Raw genomic sequence first — 16,783 nt, forward strand, 5'->3', positions numbered from 1 at the left:
AGCGCACATGCAGCATATTCGCAGCAAACATGCTGACTATAGTCGACAGCCGAGCCTACGTATCCATTTGTTCCCGATCCGTGAAACGACTCCCCCGGTTGAAAACCCGCCGATCACGCCCCGCGCTGCAAAGCACCCCGGACGGAACCGGCCAGATAATCCAGATCCGCCCGCGGCGGCGTCCGCGGCCGCCCCCGCAGACCGAACCCGTCCCCTGGAGTGCGCGGGATAACGTGCAGGTGGACATGGAATACCTCCTGCCCGGCGGTCACCCCATCGGCCAGGAAAAAGTTCACCCCGTCGCAGGCCACCTCACTGTCCCGCAGCGCCGCCGCCAGCCGCTGCCCCACCTGGAACAACTTCCCGCCCAGCACCGGATCGAGCTCGGCCAGCTCCCGCGCCGGAGTCTTCGGCACCACCAGCAGATGCCCCGGCGTCATCGGCCGGATATCCATGAAGGCCAGCACATCGTCATCCTCGTAGACCTTGCTGGACGGCGCCCGCCCCGCGATGATCTCGGCGAAAATCGAATCCATAGCTGTAATTTTGGCGCCGCCTGCGGCGGCGCCGAAAACACCTCACCTTCAGAGGATTGGTGACGGCGTATACCGGGCCGCCTCGGGATAGGCGGCGACCAGCTTGCCCACCTGGGCCGCAACGTCTGCCACCTGTGCGTCGGCCGCACCGATGAACGCCGCCTTGTCCGCCAGCGCGGCATCCAGGGCGGTGCGGTCCAGAGGCATCCGTGCGTCGGCGGCCAGCCGGTCCAGCAGGTCCGGTTCGCGCCCCTGTTCCCGCATGGCCAGGGCTACCGCGACCGCGTGTTCCTTGATCACTTCGTGTGCGGCCTCGCGTCCGACCCCGGCGCGGACCGCGGCCATGAGGATGCGAGTGGTGGCCAGGAACGGCAGGTAGCGGTCCAGTTCGCGGGCGATCACCGCCGGGTAGGCGCCGAATTCGGCGAGCACGGTCAGGAAGGTCTCCATCATTCCGTCGATCGCGAAGAAGGCGTCCGGCAGCGCGACCCGGCGCACCACCGAGCAGAAGACATCGCCCTCGTTCCACTGTGCGCCCGCGAGTTCGGCGGCCATCGACCCGTACCCCCGGAGCACCACTTGCAGGCCGTTGACCCGTTCGCAGGAGCGGGTGTTCATCTTGTGCGGCATGGCCGAGCTGCCGACCTGGCCCGGCTGGAACCCTTCGGTCACCAGTTCGTGGCCCGCCATCAGCCGGATGGTGTGGGCAAGCGAGGATTGGGCGGCGCCGATCTGCACCAGCGCGGACAGCACATCGTGGTCCAGGGACCGCGGGTAGACCTGGCCCACGCTGGTCAGCACACTGGTGAAACCCAGGTGCCGGGAGACCTGCTGTTCGAGCGCGGTGAGTTTCGCGGCGTCGCCACCGAGCAGGTCCAGCATGTCCTGCGCTGTACCCATCGGGCCTTTGATCCCGCGTAGCGGGTAGCGGTCGATGAGTTCGCGTAGCCGGGTCAGGCCGATGAGCATTTCGTCGGCGGCCGAGGCGAAACGTTTGCCGAGGGTGGTGGCCTGGGCGGCGACATTGTGCGAGCGCCCTGCCATCACCAGCGTCTGGTATTCGACGGCCCGTTCGGCGAGGCGGGCGGCCACCGCGACACCGTGCCCGTGGATATGTTCGAGTGACAGCCGGATCTGCAACTGCTCCACGTTCTCGGTGAGATCGCGACTGGTCATGCCCTTGTGGACGTGCTCGTGCCCGGCGAGGGCGTTGAATTCCTCGATGCGGGCTTTCACATCGTGGCGGGTGACGCGTTCGCGTTCGGCGATGGCGGCCAGGTCGACTTGTCCGACGACCCGCTGATAGTCGTCGACCACCCCGGCCGGCACATCTATTCCGAGTTCGGCCTGGGCGCGCAGCACCTCGAGCCACAGCCGCCGTTCGAGCACGATCTTCTGCTCGGGAGACCACAGATGCACCAGCTGCGGACTGGCGTAGCGGGTGGCGAGGACGTTGGGGATCAGGTCTGAGGTCACGTCCGGTCAGTCTAGTGACCGGTAGCGGTCGATCGGCTGGTGCGTCGCCGGAGCGACGATATCGATGACCTCCAGCAGGGCGCCGCGGGCCAGCCGCCGGGGTTGCGGATCGGATTCGGAGAGGGCGGCGACTACAGCGCCGTCGACCACCGCGACCAGTCTGCGCAATTGTTCGGGCCGCACCATCCGGTCGGATCGGCGTAGTACATCGGAGAGCAGCTCGTCCAGCTGCCCGCGTAGTCGGAGCTGGACCTCTCGCAGTTCGGGATGCCGGGCCGAGGCGACGGTGCGTTCGTAACGGGCGATCAACCGGCCACGGGCTCCCTCGTCCACACCTTCGGGACCGATGAGCAGGTCGAGCACCAGGTCGACGGTCGCCTCCGCACCGCGACGGCGGTGGGTCACCTCGCCGATCCGCCGCCGCATGGCCTCGAGCTCGGCGTTACCGCTGAACTCGACCGCTCGCGCGATCAGATCCTCGAGGGACTCGAAGTAGTAGGTCGTGGAGGCCAGCGGCAGTTCGGCGCGGGTCGCGACAGAGCGATGCCGCACCGCGTCGAAACCGCCTTCGAGCAGTAACTCGGCGGCAGCAGCCACCAGCGCCTGGCGACGCCGTTCACCCTTCGGAGTCGTCGCGGTTATCACCGTGCCATCGTGCCAGTCTTCATCATTACATCCGTGCGGAATCAGGGATAAGGGGAAACAACCATCGATGTTTCTACCGCATCCGCGCGGTGATGTTGTCGTACTGTGCAAAGTTATTGCCGGGCAGGGGGTTCGTTTGTGGTCGGTCGGAGGTAGTCGCCGAGTCTGGTGAGCGTGGCTTCGATTTCGGCGGTCGCCCCGGCGAAGGACAGCCGGATTGTGCGATGTCCGTTCACGGTGTCGAAATCCAGGCCCGGCGCCAGCGCCACCCCGGTATTCGCGAGCACCTCCGCACACCAGGCCATCGAGTCGCCGGTGAGGTGGCCGATATCGGCGTAGGCGTAGAAGGCGCCGTCGGCGGGCGCGAGGTCGGTGATACCGAGCCCCGCCAGCCCCTCGAGCAGGATGGCCCGATTGATCGCGTACCGGTGCACATGCGCGTCGAGTTCGGTCCGCGCCTCGTCCCCGAACGCGTGCACCGCCGCGTACTGCGAGATCGCCGGTGGGCAGACGGTCATATTCGACGCCAGCCGCTGCAGTGCCGGGCGCAGTTCGGGCGGGGCCAGCATCCAGCCCAGTCGCCAGCCGGTCATCGAGAAGTACTTCGAAACCGACCCGATCACCACGCTCGAACGCGAGGTTTCCCAGGAAGACGCGGTGCGCTCACCGCCGTAGGTGATGCCGTGATAGATCTCGTCGGAGATCAGTAGCGTGCCGTGCGCGTCGCACCATCGCGCCACCGCGGCGAGTTCGTCCGGGTCGATCATGGTGCCGGTGGGATTGGCGGGGCTGGCCACGATCAGGCCCTTCGGCGGTTGCGGCAGCTCTTCGAGCATCGCGACCGTCGGCTGGAACCTGGTCTCGGCTCGGCAGTCCAGTTCGACAACCCGGCAGCCGAGCGCGGCCAGCGTGTTGCGGTAGGCCGGGTAGCCCGGCCGCGCCACGACCACGGTGTCCCCGGGATCGAAGGCCGCCAGGAAGATCAGGGTGAACGCGCCGGAGGAGCCGGTGGTGACGACGACGTCGTCGGGATCCACCGGATAACCGTAGGCCCGGTGATGATGTCCGGCGATGGCCTGACGTAGCGGAAGTATGCCGAAAGTCTCTGTGTACCCCAATAGTTCGGCGTCTATCGCAGCCTTGGTGGCGCGTAGCACCGGCGCGGGTGCCGGTGTCGAGGGCTGACCGGCCGCGAGACTCAGTACATCGCCGTGCGTTCTGGCGCGTTCGGCGGCGGCTTTCCAGACATCCATCACGTAAAAAGGTGGGATGGTCGAGCGCCGAGATTCAGTGGACACCCGACCGACGGTAGAACACCGCTTCGAGCGCTTCGACAGCTATGGTCTGCTCTGATGCTCGACAAGGCCGGCCAGCAGGCCGACGGTCCGCCGACAGGGGACCCCGGTTCCACCGCGTCCGGACGCGGTACCGGGTTCCTCCGCCGACACTGGAATCGGGCGGTGCACCCGCTGTCCGTGGCGGTTCGGCGCGGCGGACGCTCGACGGGAGCAGCGGATGAGGCCCAGCCGCGGCGCGCCGATTCGGCCGACCACGGCAGTGTCGCTCATTCGGGCAGGCGCCCGGCGACCCGATCGGGTCCGAGGCGGGACCCCGGGGAACGCCGCCCGGATGTCCTGGATATCGAACCGGAGTCCGGCGATCCCGGCGACAACTCGACCGCCGACGACCCCGACGACCAGCGGATATCCCTGAATCGCGCGGCCGCGACCGGCGGCGGTCTCGTCATCGCACCGGGCTGGCGGGAACGCGCGGCCGCAACCCCCCGTGCGCCGGGTCGTCGGCTGCGCACGGCATACCGGCGGCTCCGGCGATCGGCCGGCGAGCTCGTGCGCCGCCACCCCACTCCCGCCGATATCGCCGAACTGATCGCGCGCCGCCCGACAACCGGGGAGATCACCACCGCGGCCCGGCGGCACCGGGTTCTCATCGGCATCCTGCTGCTCATCGTGCTCTCGGCGGCGGGCGACGGTTCCGCGGGCCTACTGGTCACCGACCGTCCACCGGCTCCGGGTGTCGCCTATCGCGTGCCGGTCGCCCATCCGCTGCGACTGTCCACCCCGATCCCGTCGGTCCGCCGCTATCTCGACGCCATCGACAACGGCGAGCGCCTGCGTGAACAGGCGGTGGTCGCCGCAGCCGCGCGGGCCACCCTGTTGCGGGCCAAAGCGGAGGCCGCGGCGGCGGTCGCGGGGCAGGAGCAGCCGTGGATCAACAGCGCGCCCGCTCCGGGTGGCCCGGAGGGCGGCATCATTCCGCCGGGTGCCGTGCCACCGGGCGCGGGTGGTTATGTCCTGCCCGCTCCGGGCACGTTCACCTCCGGCTTCGGGAGCCGATGGGGCACCTTCCATCGAGGAATCGATATCGCCGGCCCGATCGGTACTCCGATCTACGCCGTCGCGAGCGGCACCGTGATCGATGCCGGTCCCGCATCCGGTTTCGGCCTGTGGGTACGGATCCGACACGACGACGGCGCGATCTCCGTCTATGGCCATATGTACGACTTCTTCGTTTCGGTCGGCGAACGCGTCCCGGCCGGAATGCAGATCGCACGTATGGGAAATCGTGGCGATTCCACCGGTCCGCACCTGCATTTCGAGATCATTTCGAACGGACAGCATGTGGACCCACAGCAGTGGCTTGCCCTGCACGGAGTCTCGTACAACTGAGCCGATCCAGCCATCGGGGCAAATACACAGAATCCGGCTACGAGTTCGCCCGGCCTCCGGACCCGGATGTGATACATGACTCCGTAACAGCAGGTAAATCGATTTCTCTCAGCAGAATAGAACCTGCAATTATGTTTACGTTCACCTTTTGTTAACCTTTCGCAACCATTCTGTGATTCGCCAGACAACAGATCGCAAGTTCGTTTCCGCACGGTTATCGCCTTCATTCGAATATTCCGACGCGAACGGCTTACGCCTCGGCACCGGCCCTCGGACCGGGGTTCGATGCACCGCGCCACCGAGCGCGGACAACTGAATTTCCTTTTCACAACACGAATCACAAAAGAAGCAGCGCAACAACGCCGTCGACGGCCCTGACACGCGACGGCGTCAGTATCTTCGCGCTGTCGGAGCCCTCCCCATGCATTTACGAAAACTGTTGCCCCTCGTCGCCATTGCCGCCGCCGTCGTGGTCCCGACACAGGCACACGCGGACGCCGCCATCTCGGGCGTTCCCGCGGAGTTGCAGGATCCCGCGCGGCAGGTGCAGCAGCAAGCGTTCCAATGGCAGCAGCAGCTGCCCCGGCCGCAGCAGGACCAGCTGGCACAATTCGTCCAGCCGCTGCCGCAGCCACTGCCCGAACTCCTGCTGCCCCCGATCTTCTCCAACGACCTGGACGGCTGGATCCGCAACGCACTGCATGTTCTCGGCCAGCGCGGTATCCCGGCCAGCTACGAGGGCATCCACCGCAACGCCCTCCGCGAATCCGGTGGTAATCCGCGCGCGATCAACCTCTGGGACTCCAACGCCGCAGCAGGTATCCCGTCCAAGGGGCTCATGCAGGTCATCGATCCCACCTTCGCCGCATATCACGTGGACGGCACCTCGTGGGATATCTACGACCCGGTCGCGAATATCGCGGCTGCCTGCAATTACGCGGCCCACCGCTACGGCTCGATCGATAACGTCTTCGGGGCGTACTGATCCGTCGAGCCGGGTGAACCTCCCACGCGGGCGGTGCGTGCGCACGCGCCGCCCGTCGCGGGTTCTCAGCAGCCGATCCGGCCTTCGACGGCGGCGAGACCGATATCCGAACGATAGTGGCCGCCGGTCAGTTTGATCCCGGCCAGCCGGTCGTAAGCGGCCTCCCGGGCCGCGACCAGATCGGTACCGGTACCGACGACACTGAGTACCCGGCCACCAGCGGACACCAGCGCGCCGTCCGCACGCAACGCCGTTCCGGCGTGCAGCACTGTGGCCGCGTCGTCGGTCGCCGCGTCCGCGGCGCCGGTGATGACGTCGCCGGAGCGGGGCCGGGCCGGATAGTATTCCGCGGCCAGCACCACGGTCACCGCGGCGCCACCGCGCCAGCGCGGCGCCGCCACCTCGGCCAGTGTCCCGGTCGCGGTGGCGTACAACAGTTCTCCGAGCGGGCTCTCCAGCAGCGACAGCACTGCCTGTGTCTCCGGATCACCGAACCGGCAGTTGAACTCCACCACCGCGGGGCCTGCCTCCCCCATCGCCAGCCCGGCGTACAGGAGTCCGCTGAAAGAGTCTCCGCGCCGGACCAATTCGGCGGCCACCGGCGCGACCACCTCGTCGACGATCCGGGCTACCTCGCCCTCCGGCAGCCACGGCAGCGGAGTGTAGGCGCCCATACCGCCGGTATTCGGCCCGGTATCGCCGTCACCGACCCGCTTATGATCCTGCGCGGGCAACAGCGGCACCACCGTCTCCCCGTCGACCAGGCAGAACAGCGATACCTCCGGTCCGTCCAGGAACGACTCCAGCAGCACCGGATGCCCATGTTCGAGCAGGTCCGCGGCATGCCCCCGGGCCTCCGAACGATCCGGGGTGACCACCACCCCCTTACCGGCGGCCAGCCCGTCGTCCTTGACCACCCAGGTCGGGCCGAAACGGTCCAGGGCCGCATCCAATTCAGCGGGGGTATCCACGATCTCGCTGCGCGCGGTACGCACGCCCGCCGCCGCCATCACATCCTTGGCGAACGCCTTCGACCCCTCGATCCGGGCGGCCGCGGCCGACGGACCGAAGCAGACGATCCCGGCCGCGCGCACCGCGTCGGCCACACCCAGTACCAGCGGCACCTCCGGGCCGATCACCACCAGATCCGCGGCCACCTCCCGGGCCAGAGCAGCCACCGACTCCCCGGAGCCCGGGTCCACCGGCCGCACCTGCGCGTGCTGTGCGATACCGGCGTTACCGGGCGCGGCGACTATCGCGCTCACCGCCGGATCACGGCGCAGCGCAAGGACGAGGGCGTGTTCACGGGCTCCGGAACCGATGACGAGTACTCGCACCCGGACAGCTTATAGGTGCGGTATCGGCTTCCGTCGGGGCAGGTTCGCCCCGACTCCCGTCCCGTACCAGCGAGTTCACCACAACGACGGCCGGCTGTGGATGATGGTGGAAACACCCTGAACGGGTGGGCAACCCGCGCGCCGGGACCCAGAGCCGCCGGTGAGCGCATACGGGAGGACGTGTCATGGGGCTGATGGACGGAATCATGGGGAATGCCGGACAGGTGGAGCCGGCCCGTGCCCAACAGGAATACCAGCGGCTACTCGGCAACGGCGAACAGGTCTATTCCGCCTACATCCTGGTCCGCGACGCCATGCTGTTCACCGACCGGCGCCTCATCCTGATCGACAAACAGGGCCTGTCCGGCCGGAAGGTGAGTTATCACAGCATCCCGTACCGCTCGATCACCCATTTCGCGGTGGAAACGGCGGGCACCTTCGATCTGGACGCGGAGCTGGTGCTGTGGATCGCCGGCACCGACACACCCCTGCAGAAGAAGTTCAACCGCCAGGTCGACATCTACGAGGTGCAGGGCATCCTCTCCCACTTCGTCGGAGCATGATGCGATACCGCGAACCCGGCCGCCCCGTAACGCCACGATCGGCAGGCGAACACTAGTCTCGCGGCATGGCTTCTGTTTTCAGTGCGATCATCGCGGGTGACCTGCCGGGGCGGTTCGTCTGGGAAGACGACGAATTCGTCGGGTTCCTCACCATCGCGCCGGTGACCCCCGGGCACACCCTCGTGGTGCCCCGTCAGGAGATCGACCAGTGGCAGGACCTCGAGCCCGAGGTCTTCGCGCGCCTCAACGGCGTGGCACAGAAGGTCGGGCAGGCCGTGCGGGCGGCTTGGGACGCGCCGCGTGCGGGGCTGCTGATCGCGGGGCTCGAGGTCCCGCATCTGCACGTCCATGTGTTCCCGGCGTTCACCATGGGCAATTTCGATATCTCCGGAGCCGATCCGAACCCGGCGCCGGAATCCCTCGACGACGCCCAGGCGCGGATCAAGCAGGCATTGCGCGACCTCGGCTACGGCGAGAACGTACCCGACTGAGTCAAGCCTCGTCGGGGTGGCCGGAAGCCGCGGCGTTCGGTTCCGGCCGGTCGCGCGGTAGCCACACCGTGAAGGTGGCGCCCGCCCCGGGCTCGCTGTGCACGTCCACGGAGCCGCCGTGGGCGGCCACCAGCGCTTGCACGATCGACAGGCCCAGCCCGGAACCGCCGCTACCGCGGCTGCGGGAATCGTCGGCCCGATAGAACCGCTCGAAAACCCGCGATGCCTGATCCGGTGCCATCCCCGGGCCGGTATCGGACACGTCGAGCTGGACGTAATCGCGGTCAGGAGTCAGCCGGACGGTCACCGTGGCATCGAGCGGTGTGTGCACGAGCGCGTTGTTCAGCAGATTCGCCAGCACCTGCCGGATCCGAGCGGCATCGCCCGGTACCTCCGCGGTACCGGTACCGGGTTGCACCTCGAAACGGATCGTATGTTCCGGGTCCCGCCGGCCCTGCGCTGTCGCGACCGCACGCGCACTGTGGACGGCGTCGCTGGTCAAGGCCAGCAGGTCGACCGGGGCGTATTCCACCGGACGCTCGGCGTCGAGACGGGCCAGCATGAGCAGATCCTCGACCAGCAGCCCCATCCGCTTCGACTCGCGTTCGATCCGGTCGAGCAGCATATCCGTATCACCGGTGGCGCCCTGCCGGTACAACTCGGCGAAACCCTTGATGGTGGTCAGCGGCGTCCGCAACTCGTGGCTGGCGTCGGCGACGAAACGGCGCATCTTCTCCTCGGACCGCCGCGCCGCCTCCTCCGATGCCTCGGTGGCGGCGAACCCGCGTTGGATCTGTGCCAGCATCGAATTCAGCGATTGCGCCAATCGGTCGACCTCGGTGTTGGTACCACCCATCGGCACCCGCCGATGCAGATCCCCGGCCGCGATATCCGCGGCGGTCTCTTCCACTTCGACCAGGCGGCGCAGACTACGTCTGATCACGAAATAGGCGGCGACCGCCAGCATCGCCAGCACCAATGCCCCGATCACCAACTGCAGGACCACCAGCCGCTCGACGATCTCCTCGGTCTCGTCCAGCCGCTGCGCCACCACGCTGGTGCCCCGGGAATTCTCCGTGTACCGCACCCGCCACTGCCCGGAACCGCCGCCGGCCGTCCCGGTGGTGAAGGTTCCCGGCCGCATGTTCTGCGGCAGGTCGGGCCCGAAGTCGCCGATATCGGATTGCAGATACAACCTGCCGGAATCGTCCACGACCCGCGCGTAATACGGCACGGGCGGTCGCTCACGACCTGGTTCACCCGGCAGCGGCGGCGGCCGGTTACCGGGCCGCGCCCAGGTCTGCGCCTGCTCCTGCAGCTGCTGATCCACCCGGTCGATCAAGGCGGCACGCAGGGCGGAAGTCACCGCCACCCCCGACGCCAGCAACCCGGCGGCGGCCAGCGCGACCAGGGCCAGTACCAGCGTCACCCGCAGCGGTACCGCCGCCAGCCGCCCGGTCACGCCCCGGCGGCGAGCGGGAGCCGACGGCGAAGCGACCGGCGGATCCTCGGTGTTCACGACCGGCCGGCGGATTCGCGCAGCACGTAGCCGACCCCGCGCAAGGTGTGGATCAGCCGGTGCGGACCGGTATCGACCTTCTTCCGCAGATACGACACATACGTTTCCACCACCCCGACCTCCCCGCCGAAGTCGTAACGCCAGACATGATCCAGAATCCGCGGCTTGCTCAGCACCGTCCCCGCGTTCACCATGAAATATCGCAGCAGCGTGAACTCGGTGGGCGACAACGCCACCGACGCCCCGGCCTTGAACACCTCGTGCGTATCGTCGTCCAACTCGATATCGGCGAACCGGATACGGGACGGCTCGCGTGCCGGAGCACTCCCCAACGCCCGGCGCAGGATGACCCGCAACCGCGCCACGACCTCTTCCAAACTGAACGGCTTGGTGACGTAGTCGTCGGCGCCCAGCGTCAAACCGGTCACCTTGTCCTGGATATCGTCGCGGGCGGTCAGGAACAACACAGGCGCATCGATACCGTCGGCCCGCAATCGCCGCAGCAGCCCGAACCCATCCATCCCCGGCATCATCACATCGACGATCAACGCGTCGGGCCGGAACCCGCGCGCCACATCCAAGGCCTGCGCGCCGTCGGCCGCGGACGCCACCTCGAACCCCTGGAACCGTAAACTCACGGTCAGCAGTTCGACGATCATCGCCTCGTCGTCGACGACCAGCACCCGTGCCTCCGGTGCTGCGCTCTGCGCACCACTCATAGCCTCATAGTGGCCCACACCCCTGGCATCCCCCTGCGCACTCGCTGTGAACACGCTGTGTCCATCGCGGTGGCCATAGCGCGATCGGGGCCACCGCCACGGCGGTGGCCCCGATCGGGCGATGAGTGGATATATCTGTCAGGAAGCGCAGCCGATTGCGCTGCCTACGTCGGCGGGAACACCGTGCCTGTTCACGCAGTCGAGGCCCTCGCCGACATCGATCACGCGCCAGTGGGTGTGTCCGTCCTGCTCGGAGTACTCGAACAGGTACATGACCGGGTGGAGAGTGCCCTCCGGGTGGGACATAGCCGACGCGAAGGTGCCGCTGCATCGTGCTTGCTGGAGATCGGCCAGGGGATACCGGGGCATCCCTGTCATCCTCAACGTGGTTATCAGGTACTCGTTGTTCACCTCAGCGCAAGGTTCGGCCACCGGTGGTGCAGTGACCGGCGGTTCAGCAGCCGGCGGACCCGCGGGCGGCTCAGCAGGCGAACCAGCGGCCGGCGGCTCAGCAGGCGAACCAGCAGCCGGCGGCTCAGCAGGCGAACCGGCGGCCGGCGGTGAAACAGCGTCGCCGCTACCGTCCGCAGGCGCAGGGGACGCTGGGGTCTCGGCAGCGGTCGCCTTGGTCGCGACAGACCGGGAGGTGGTACCCGACGCCGATGGACCGGCATCGGAAGCACTCTCGCCACCGCATCCCGCAACAGCTAACGCGATGGTGGCCGCTGCGGCGGCGAATAGAACAGATCGGGTCATATTGTCTCCATGCTGGGGCCACCCTCAGGGCAGCGCTTCTAGAACAACTGTGCGTACGCGAATTACATGCGTCGTGGTCTCGCGCTGTGCACGATGGATCAGTCCCGATAGATCGCTACGTAAGCGTTCGTAGTCGTCCCGATACTCATGGCGCCCAGGCAGGAGGCCGTACCGTGACCGGACGGACCGAAGGAACCACTCCACGAACCCTGGTAGGGACCGACGGCCATGAGTGGGAAGGCGTTGGGCACGCCGTGCAGGCCGAAACATTCGACGACCAGAGCGTATTCCCGCCCGACGGGTGCGTCGTCGTCGTGGCACGCCGCCGTCGCGCCGACCAGATCCCGAGTGACGACACAATCCTGCGGCGCGGCTTGCGCCGCACCTGAGCCGAGCACGGTAGCGAAGGCTGCCGTCGAGGCAGCGGCGACGGCGATCCGTGCGGCGGCGACTGTCGCCTTTTTCATTCGGTGTCCGATCGGTCAGGGATTCTCGAGCATCGCTTGACCATCGCGCACGTATCCTGGGCCGTTACAGGCCTGTTCGCCGATCACTGCCGGACATTCACTGCCGCAAATTACTCGTCCGGGTCGGAATCCTCGTATTCGTCGTTCGCATCGGCCATCAACGCCCTCCCCGCCACCTGCCCCTGCGCCAGCGCGTCCAGGAACGCCCGCGCCCACCGATCCACGTCATGGGCCAGGACCTGCCTGCGCAAGGAACGCATCCGGCGGCGGCGGGTTTCACGGTCGTCGGTGAGGGCGTCGACTATGGCGTCCTTCACGCTGTCGAGGTCGTGCGGGTTGCACAGGTAGGACTGGCGGAGTTCGGCAGCGGCACCGGTGAATTCGCTGAGCACCAGAGTGCCGTTGAGGCCGGAGTGGCAGGCCACATATTCCTTGGCGACCAGGTTCATCCCGTCGCGCAGGGGAGTCACCAGCATGACGTCCGCGGCGACGAAGAAGGAGATGAGTTCTTCGCGGGCGATGGGGCGGTGCAGATAGTGCACGACCGGGTAGCCGACCCGGGCGAACTCACCGTTGATGCGGCCGACCTGCCGTTCGATATCGCCGCGCATCTGGATATAGCTCTCGACCCGCTCCCGGCTGGGGGTGGCCAGCTGCACCACCACGGTTTCGGACGGGTCGATACGGCCTTCGGCCAGCAGCTCCTCGAGGGCGTTGAGCCTGATGTCGATGCCTTTGGTGTAGTCGAGGCGGTCGACGCCGAGCAGGATGTTCTTGGGACTGCCGAGTTCGGCGCGGATACGGGCGGCACGTTCACGGACAGAGCGGCGGCGGGAGTGTTCGTCGAGACCGGCCGAGTCGATGGAGATCGGGAAGGCGCCGACCCGCACCGTCCGGAACCCGACCTGGACGACACCCATCTTCGATCGAACACCGATGGTGCCGCGGGAGGTGGGCTGTCCGGCCAGGCGCCGGGCCAGGTAGAGGAAGTTCTGCGCGCCGCCGGGCAAGTGGAAGCCGATCAGGTCGGCGCCGAGCAGCCCTTCCACGATCTCGGTGCGCCACGGCATCTGCATGAACAGTTCCACGGGCGGGAAGGGAATGTGCAGGAAGAACCCGATGGTGAGATCGGGGCGCAGCATCCGCAGCATCTTGGGTACGAGCTGGAGCTGATAGTCCTGCACCCAGACTGTCGCCCCCTCGGCGGCGACTTTCGCGGTCTCCTCGGCGAAACGCCGATTCACCTGCACGTAGGCCGACCACCAGGCTCGGTTGTAGACCGGACGGACGATAACGTCGTGGTACAACGGCCACAGGGTGGCGTTGGAGAAACCCTCGTAGTAGTGGGCGACCTCCTGCGCCGACAGCGGTACCGGAAACAGTTCCAGTCCGTCCTCGACGATGGGTTCGACGTCGACGTCCGGTACACCGGCCCAGCCGACCCAGGCGCCCCGATTGCTGCGCAGCACCGGTTCGAGTGCGGTCACCAGGCCACCGGGACTGCGCTTCCAGCGAGTGCTGCCGTCGGGCAGCTTCTCCAGATCGACCGGTAGCCGGTTGGCCACGACCACGAAGCCGGAACCGGCCCCGCGCTCGCGCAGAGGTTCGGCGTCCACCGCTTCGGGAAGAGCCTCGGCCGGATCGATCGGGCTCTCTACCGGCCCGGAACCGTTGTGGTCGCCGAGCCGGTCCGTGGACGCGGCGGTTTCATCCTCAGGGGTGGAATCGCTGGACGGCTGATCGGTCATCTGATCCACTCACGCATCCTTTGCGCGGCGCTGAACGCCATGTAGTTGTGTGTGGGTCCGCCGACGTCGCCGTTGGCGCCGGCGACTGTTTACTCGGTGCGGATTCCCGGGCCGATACCGAGCATCGACAGGAGCATCCGGCATTCATCGGCATCGGCGGCATAGGCGGCCACGACCCGCTGCGCCTGACGAGCGGTCTCGTCGGCGAGGGGTTCCAGTTCGTCGTCGGCGATACCGTTGGCGCTGCTCTTCGCGGCCATCTCGATCCTCCCGGCAGGTGCGCTTGTATGTGAAATGACAATGGTATCTGCCCGGGGAAGAGGTCGCTCCCGCCGCGGGTAACGTGGCGGGGTCCGGAGGGGCTATACCGTTGGCAACAGAAACGATGAGGAAGGGGCCCGCAGCATGCCGTTGGCCACGGTGAACGGAATATCGCTCAACTATCAGGTCAAGGGAGACCGCGCCAAGGGCACCGACGTCCGAGGCGGCGGCCCGCTGGTGGTGCTGATCATGGGCACCGGTAGTCCCGGCCGGGTGTGGGAACTGCACCAGGTGCCGGCATTGCTGGCCGCGGGATACCGGGTGTGCACATTCGACAACCGGGGTATCGCACCCACCTACGAGGCCGCCGACGGGATGACCATCCACGAGCTGGTGGCCGATACGGCAGCCCTGATCGAGTTCCTGGACGAAGGGCCCGCGCATGTGGCCGGTACGTCGATGGGCGCCCGGGTGGCGCAGGAACTCGCCCTCGCCCGGCCCGAACTGGTGCGCAAGGCGGTGTTCCTGGCCGGGCACGGCCGGTTGGACCAGTTCCAGAAGACGCTGTCGCTGGGCGAGCACGAGATGGATACCGGCGATGTCCGGCTCCCGGCGAAGTACGACGCCGCGCTCACGGCAGTGATGAATCTCTCGCCGGCCACCATGGCCGATACGAACAAGGCGCGGGACTGGCTGGATCTGTTCGAGTTCACCGGCGGTCCGGTCCCCCCGGGTATCCGCGCGCAACGCCGGATGGACCACGATTTCGATCGGCTGCACGCCTACCGCGGTATCACCGTGCCGTGTCTGGCCGTCGGTTTCGCCGACGATCGGATGATCCCGCCGTACCTGGCCAGAGAGGTCGCCGACGCTATTCCGGGCGGCCGCTACCAGGAGGTGCCCGACGCCGGGCATTACGGCTACCTGGAGCGCCCGGACGCGGTCAACAAGATCTTGCGGGAATTCTTCGCGTCGTGAGGGGAGGGCCCACGGCTAACACCGAGCTTGCTAGTGTCGACACATTGTTTGGGTTCGCGACGCGGCAGCCGGATATCCAGACCCGAGCCGCCGGGGCGGGCCCACACAGATCCGAAACCCACAAGCCACGAGTACCCCAGTGAGGTGAAATGAGCACCAACCCGTTCGACGACGAGGACGGCCGCTTCTTCGTTCTGGTCAACGACGAAGAACAGCACTCCCTGTGGCCCGCCTTCGCTGAAGTCCCCGCCGGCTGGCGGGTGGTCTTCGGTGAGGACAGTCGTGCCGCCTGTGTGGAGTACGTGGAGCAGAACTGGACCGATATGCGGCCCAAGAGCCTGCGTGACGCCATGGCGGCGGACGAAGCGGCCCGCAAGTAGGCCGATTCTCCACGGGCCCGGTCGGCAGTGCTCGACATTCTCGTGCGACATCCCTCCGGGGCTGACGCACAACGGATGTTCGAGCCCGGTGGCCGGGCTTTTACATTTCGCGAACTCGGGAAGCGCACCGTATGATCGGCTGCCGAGCGGCTGCATACGCGGTTCGCTCCGCCGCCTTGGCGCAACTGGCAGCGCAACGTACTTGTAATGCGTAGGTTGTGGGTTCGAGTCCCACAGGCGGCTCCGTCGCACTCCGGCTCACCGAACTGTCGGTGGGCCGGAGTACTTTTCGCGCCATGAGGCACTGCCGGGGGTGTTCAGCGCAGTTGATCAAGCGCAGCCAGAAGTTGTACTGCACGACCAAATGCCAGCAAGCCGTGCAACGTGCGGAGAAGACCCGGCTGTGGCTGGCTACAGGCGAGGCCGAAGTGGGCAGCTATCAGGGTCACTACATACGCGAGTATCTAGCGCAGGCGCAGGACGGTCGCTGCGCGGTCTGTGGGATCGGCGACGAGTGGCACGGAAAGCCGCTCGCATTCGTACTCGATCACATCGACGGCGACCCAACCACCCACCGGAGGGAGAATCTGCGCCTGATCTGCCCGAACTGCGACTCACAGCTGCCGACCTACAAGAGCCGTAATCGCGGCCGGGGCCGGCACTTGCGGCGAACACGCTATGCACGCGGCCAGTCCTACTGATCAGGGTCGGGCCGCGCGGGAAATGCTGACAGCGGTCAGATCGGGTTGACCGAAGCCACCAGCCACCGGTCGTCGGATTTGTCCAGCGCAACCCGGACGCGGCTGCCCGTGGTGGTGCCCTGCGGGCTCTCCTTGCTGGTGGTCACCTGGTTCAGGAAGAGCAGTACTACGGCGTGCGCGCGGTCGGCGGAGACGACTCCCCCGGCCTGACTGGTCGCCTTGACCGTCAGTTCCTTCTCCTTGGCACCGGGGACGATCGCCTTGTCGATCAGCTCGAGGTAGTCGGCCTTGAAATCGGGGGCGAGGTCCTCGGCGGTCTTGGGTAGCTCTTTGTCCACCGTCTGGAATTCGTAGCTGAACATGGCCGACACCGTGCGGGTCGCCGCGGCCACCGCGTCGGTGCGGGACTGTTCGGACTGCCGGTAATCCCAGTACCGGTAGCCGCCGATACCGGCCACCACCGCCGCCGCGACCACCACCACCGCGGTGAGCCCGAACAGGATCTTGTTACGCACGCTCATACTCGTGTCCTCT

The 16,783-nt window shown here is 67.1% G+C and carries 19 protein-coding genes and 1 tRNA gene; 8 read left to right on the forward strand and 12 right to left on the reverse strand.

What is annotated here, in order from left to right:
* Positions 1-113: 113 nt before the first annotated feature.
* The 4 genes from OG405_RS23350 to OG405_RS23365 form a co-directional block, all read right to left on the reverse strand.
* On the reverse strand, positions 114-536 hold the full coding sequence (locus tag OG405_RS23350; RefSeq protein ID WP_327148594.1) for an HIT family protein: 423 nt from the start codon (positions 534-536) through the stop codon (positions 114-116).
* 48 nt (positions 537-584) lie between these two features.
* The gene (purB, locus tag OG405_RS23355) at positions 585-2,012 is read right to left on the reverse strand and encodes an adenylosuccinate lyase (protein ID WP_327148595.1); all 1,428 of its coding nucleotides are present in this window, start codon (positions 2,010-2,012) and stop codon (positions 585-587) included.
* Positions 2,013-2,018: 6 nt separating this feature from the next.
* On the reverse strand, positions 2,019-2,657 hold the full coding sequence (locus tag OG405_RS23360; protein ID WP_327148596.1) for a TetR/AcrR family transcriptional regulator: 639 nt from the start codon (positions 2,655-2,657) through the stop codon (positions 2,019-2,021).
* Between the two features lie 113 nt (positions 2,658-2,770).
* The gene (locus OG405_RS23365; RefSeq protein WP_327148597.1) at positions 2,771-3,955 is read right to left on the reverse strand and encodes a pyridoxal phosphate-dependent aminotransferase; all 1,185 of its coding nucleotides are present in this window, start codon (positions 3,953-3,955) and stop codon (positions 2,771-2,773) included.
* Between the two features lie 405 nt (positions 3,956-4,360).
* Between OG405_RS23365 and OG405_RS23370 the strand changes: the two genes are divergently transcribed.
* Positions 4,361-5,344, forward strand: coding sequence for a M23 family metallopeptidase (locus OG405_RS23370; RefSeq protein WP_442790785.1), 984 nt, complete (start codon positions 4,361-4,363; stop codon positions 5,342-5,344).
* Positions 5,345-5,765: 421 nt separating this feature from the next.
* The gene (locus OG405_RS23375) at positions 5,766-6,329 is read left to right on the forward strand and encodes a transglycosylase SLT domain-containing protein (RefSeq protein ID WP_327148598.1); all 564 of its coding nucleotides are present in this window, start codon (positions 5,766-5,768) and stop codon (positions 6,327-6,329) included.
* Positions 6,330-6,394: 65 nt separating this feature from the next.
* Here the strand turns inward: OG405_RS23375 and purD are convergent, their stop codons facing one another.
* Positions 6,395-7,666, reverse strand: a complete 1,272-nt coding sequence (purD, locus tag OG405_RS23380; protein ID WP_327148599.1) for a phosphoribosylamine--glycine ligase — start codon at positions 7,664-7,666, stop codon at positions 6,395-6,397.
* Positions 7,667-7,851: 185 nt separating this feature from the next.
* Here purD and OG405_RS23385 point away from each other — a divergent pair, with 185 nt between their 5' ends.
* Together OG405_RS23385 and OG405_RS23390 are read left to right on the forward strand one after the other, a co-directional pair.
* Positions 7,852-8,229, forward strand: a complete 378-nt coding sequence (locus OG405_RS23385; protein ID WP_327148600.1) for a PH domain-containing protein — start codon at positions 7,852-7,854, stop codon at positions 8,227-8,229.
* A gap of 65 nt (positions 8,230-8,294) precedes the next feature.
* Complete coding sequence (locus OG405_RS23390) at positions 8,295-8,720, forward strand: HIT family protein (protein WP_327148601.1); 426 nt, start codon at positions 8,295-8,297, stop codon at positions 8,718-8,720.
* Position 8,721: 1 nt separating this feature from the next.
* Here OG405_RS23390 and OG405_RS23395 read toward each other — a convergent pair whose 3' ends face one another.
* From OG405_RS23395 to OG405_RS23420, 6 genes are all read right to left on the reverse strand, one after another.
* A complete protein-coding gene (locus tag OG405_RS23395) occupies positions 8,722-10,239 on the reverse strand; it encodes a sensor histidine kinase (protein WP_442790596.1) in 1,518 nt (505 codons plus the stop codon).
* On the reverse strand, positions 10,236-10,958 hold the full coding sequence (locus OG405_RS23400; RefSeq protein WP_327148602.1) for a response regulator transcription factor: 723 nt from the start codon (positions 10,956-10,958) through the stop codon (positions 10,236-10,238). The genes OG405_RS23395 and OG405_RS23400 overlap by 4 nt, the downstream gene beginning before the upstream one ends.
* 138 nt (positions 10,959-11,096) lie before the next feature.
* Complete coding sequence (locus OG405_RS23405; RefSeq protein ID WP_327148603.1) at positions 11,097-11,327, reverse strand: hypothetical protein; 231 nt, start codon at positions 11,325-11,327, stop codon at positions 11,097-11,099.
* A gap of 485 nt (positions 11,328-11,812) precedes the next feature.
* Positions 11,813-12,181, reverse strand: a complete 369-nt coding sequence (locus tag OG405_RS23410) for a hypothetical protein (RefSeq protein WP_327148604.1) — start codon at positions 12,179-12,181, stop codon at positions 11,813-11,815.
* A 110-nt stretch (positions 12,182-12,291) separates the two neighbouring features.
* Complete coding sequence (locus tag OG405_RS23415) at positions 12,292-13,929, reverse strand: alpha,alpha-trehalose-phosphate synthase (UDP-forming) (protein ID WP_327152463.1); 1,638 nt, start codon at positions 13,927-13,929, stop codon at positions 12,292-12,294.
* Positions 13,930-14,018: 89 nt separating this feature from the next.
* Complete coding sequence (locus OG405_RS23420; protein ID WP_327148605.1) at positions 14,019-14,189, reverse strand: hypothetical protein; 171 nt, start codon at positions 14,187-14,189, stop codon at positions 14,019-14,021.
* A 145-nt stretch (positions 14,190-14,334) separates the two neighbouring features.
* Between OG405_RS23420 and OG405_RS23425 the strand changes: the two genes are divergently transcribed.
* The 4 genes from OG405_RS23425 (at position 14,335) to OG405_RS23440 (ending at position 16,249) form a co-directional block, all read left to right on the forward strand.
* Positions 14,335-15,168: an alpha/beta fold hydrolase gene (locus OG405_RS23425; protein ID WP_327148606.1), complete on the forward strand. Its 834-nt coding sequence runs from the start codon at positions 14,335-14,337 to the stop codon at positions 15,166-15,168.
* Positions 15,169-15,317: 149 nt separating this feature from the next.
* Complete coding sequence (locus OG405_RS23430; protein ID WP_030522889.1) at positions 15,318-15,548, forward strand: MbtH family protein; 231 nt, start codon at positions 15,318-15,320, stop codon at positions 15,546-15,548.
* Positions 15,549-15,718: 170 nt separating this feature from the next.
* Positions 15,719-15,791 (forward strand) — tRNA-Thr (locus tag OG405_RS23435).
* 53 nt (positions 15,792-15,844) lie between these two features.
* Positions 15,845-16,249, forward strand: a complete 405-nt coding sequence (locus tag OG405_RS23440) for an HNH endonuclease signature motif containing protein (protein WP_327148607.1) — start codon at positions 15,845-15,847, stop codon at positions 16,247-16,249.
* A 35-nt stretch (positions 16,250-16,284) separates the two neighbouring features.
* On the opposite strand, the gene OG405_RS23445 is transcribed toward OG405_RS23440, so the two are convergent.
* Positions 16,285-16,770, reverse strand: a complete 486-nt coding sequence (locus OG405_RS23445; RefSeq protein WP_327148608.1) for a h domain protein — start codon at positions 16,768-16,770, stop codon at positions 16,285-16,287.
* Positions 16,771-16,783: the final 13 nt, after the last annotated feature.

The sequence above is a fragment of the Nocardia sp. NBC_01329 genome, assembly GCF_035956715.1.
Lineage (GTDB): Bacteria > Actinomycetota > Actinomycetes > Mycobacteriales > Mycobacteriaceae > Nocardia.

What these genes read in the sequence shown, in the direction of transcription:
- OG405_RS23350 (WP_327148594.1), bottom strand. Translation starts at nt 536, where the DNA reads ATGGATTCGATTTTCGCCGAGATCATCGCGGGGCGGGCGCCGTCCAGC.
- OG405_RS23375 (WP_327148598.1), top strand. Translation starts at nt 5,766, where the DNA reads ATGCATTTACGAAAACTGTTGCCCCTCGTCGCCATTGCCGCCGCCGTC.
- OG405_RS23385 (WP_327148600.1), top strand. Translation starts at nt 7,852, where the DNA reads ATGGGGCTGATGGACGGAATCATGGGGAATGCCGGACAGGTGGAGCCG.
- OG405_RS23390 (WP_327148601.1), top strand. Translation starts at nt 8,295, where the DNA reads ATGGCTTCTGTTTTCAGTGCGATCATCGCGGGTGACCTGCCGGGGCGG.
- OG405_RS23400 (WP_327148602.1), bottom strand. Translation starts at nt 10,958, where the DNA reads ATGAGTGGTGCGCAGAGCGCAGCACCGGAGGCACGGGTGCTGGTCGTC.
- OG405_RS23405 (WP_327148603.1), bottom strand. Translation starts at nt 11,327, where the DNA reads ATGCCCCGGTATCCCCTGGCCGATCTCCAGCAAGCACGATGCAGCGGC.
- OG405_RS23410 (WP_327148604.1), bottom strand. Translation starts at nt 12,181, where the DNA reads ATGAAAAAGGCGACAGTCGCCGCCGCACGGATCGCCGTCGCCGCTGCC.
- OG405_RS23415 (WP_327152463.1), bottom strand. Translation starts at nt 13,929, where the DNA reads ATGACCGATCAGCCGTCCAGCGATTCCACCCCTGAGGATGAAACCGCC.
- OG405_RS23420 (WP_327148605.1), bottom strand. Translation starts at nt 14,189, where the DNA reads ATGGCCGCGAAGAGCAGCGCCAACGGTATCGCCGACGACGAACTGGAA.
- OG405_RS23425 (WP_327148606.1), top strand. Translation starts at nt 14,335, where the DNA reads ATGCCGTTGGCCACGGTGAACGGAATATCGCTCAACTATCAGGTCAAG.
- OG405_RS23430 (WP_030522889.1), top strand. Translation starts at nt 15,318, where the DNA reads ATGAGCACCAACCCGTTCGACGACGAGGACGGCCGCTTCTTCGTTCTG.
- OG405_RS23440 (WP_327148607.1), top strand. Translation starts at nt 15,845, where the DNA reads ATGAGGCACTGCCGGGGGTGTTCAGCGCAGTTGATCAAGCGCAGCCAG.
- OG405_RS23445 (WP_327148608.1), bottom strand. Translation starts at nt 16,770, where the DNA reads ATGAGCGTGCGTAACAAGATCCTGTTCGGGCTCACCGCGGTGGTGGTG.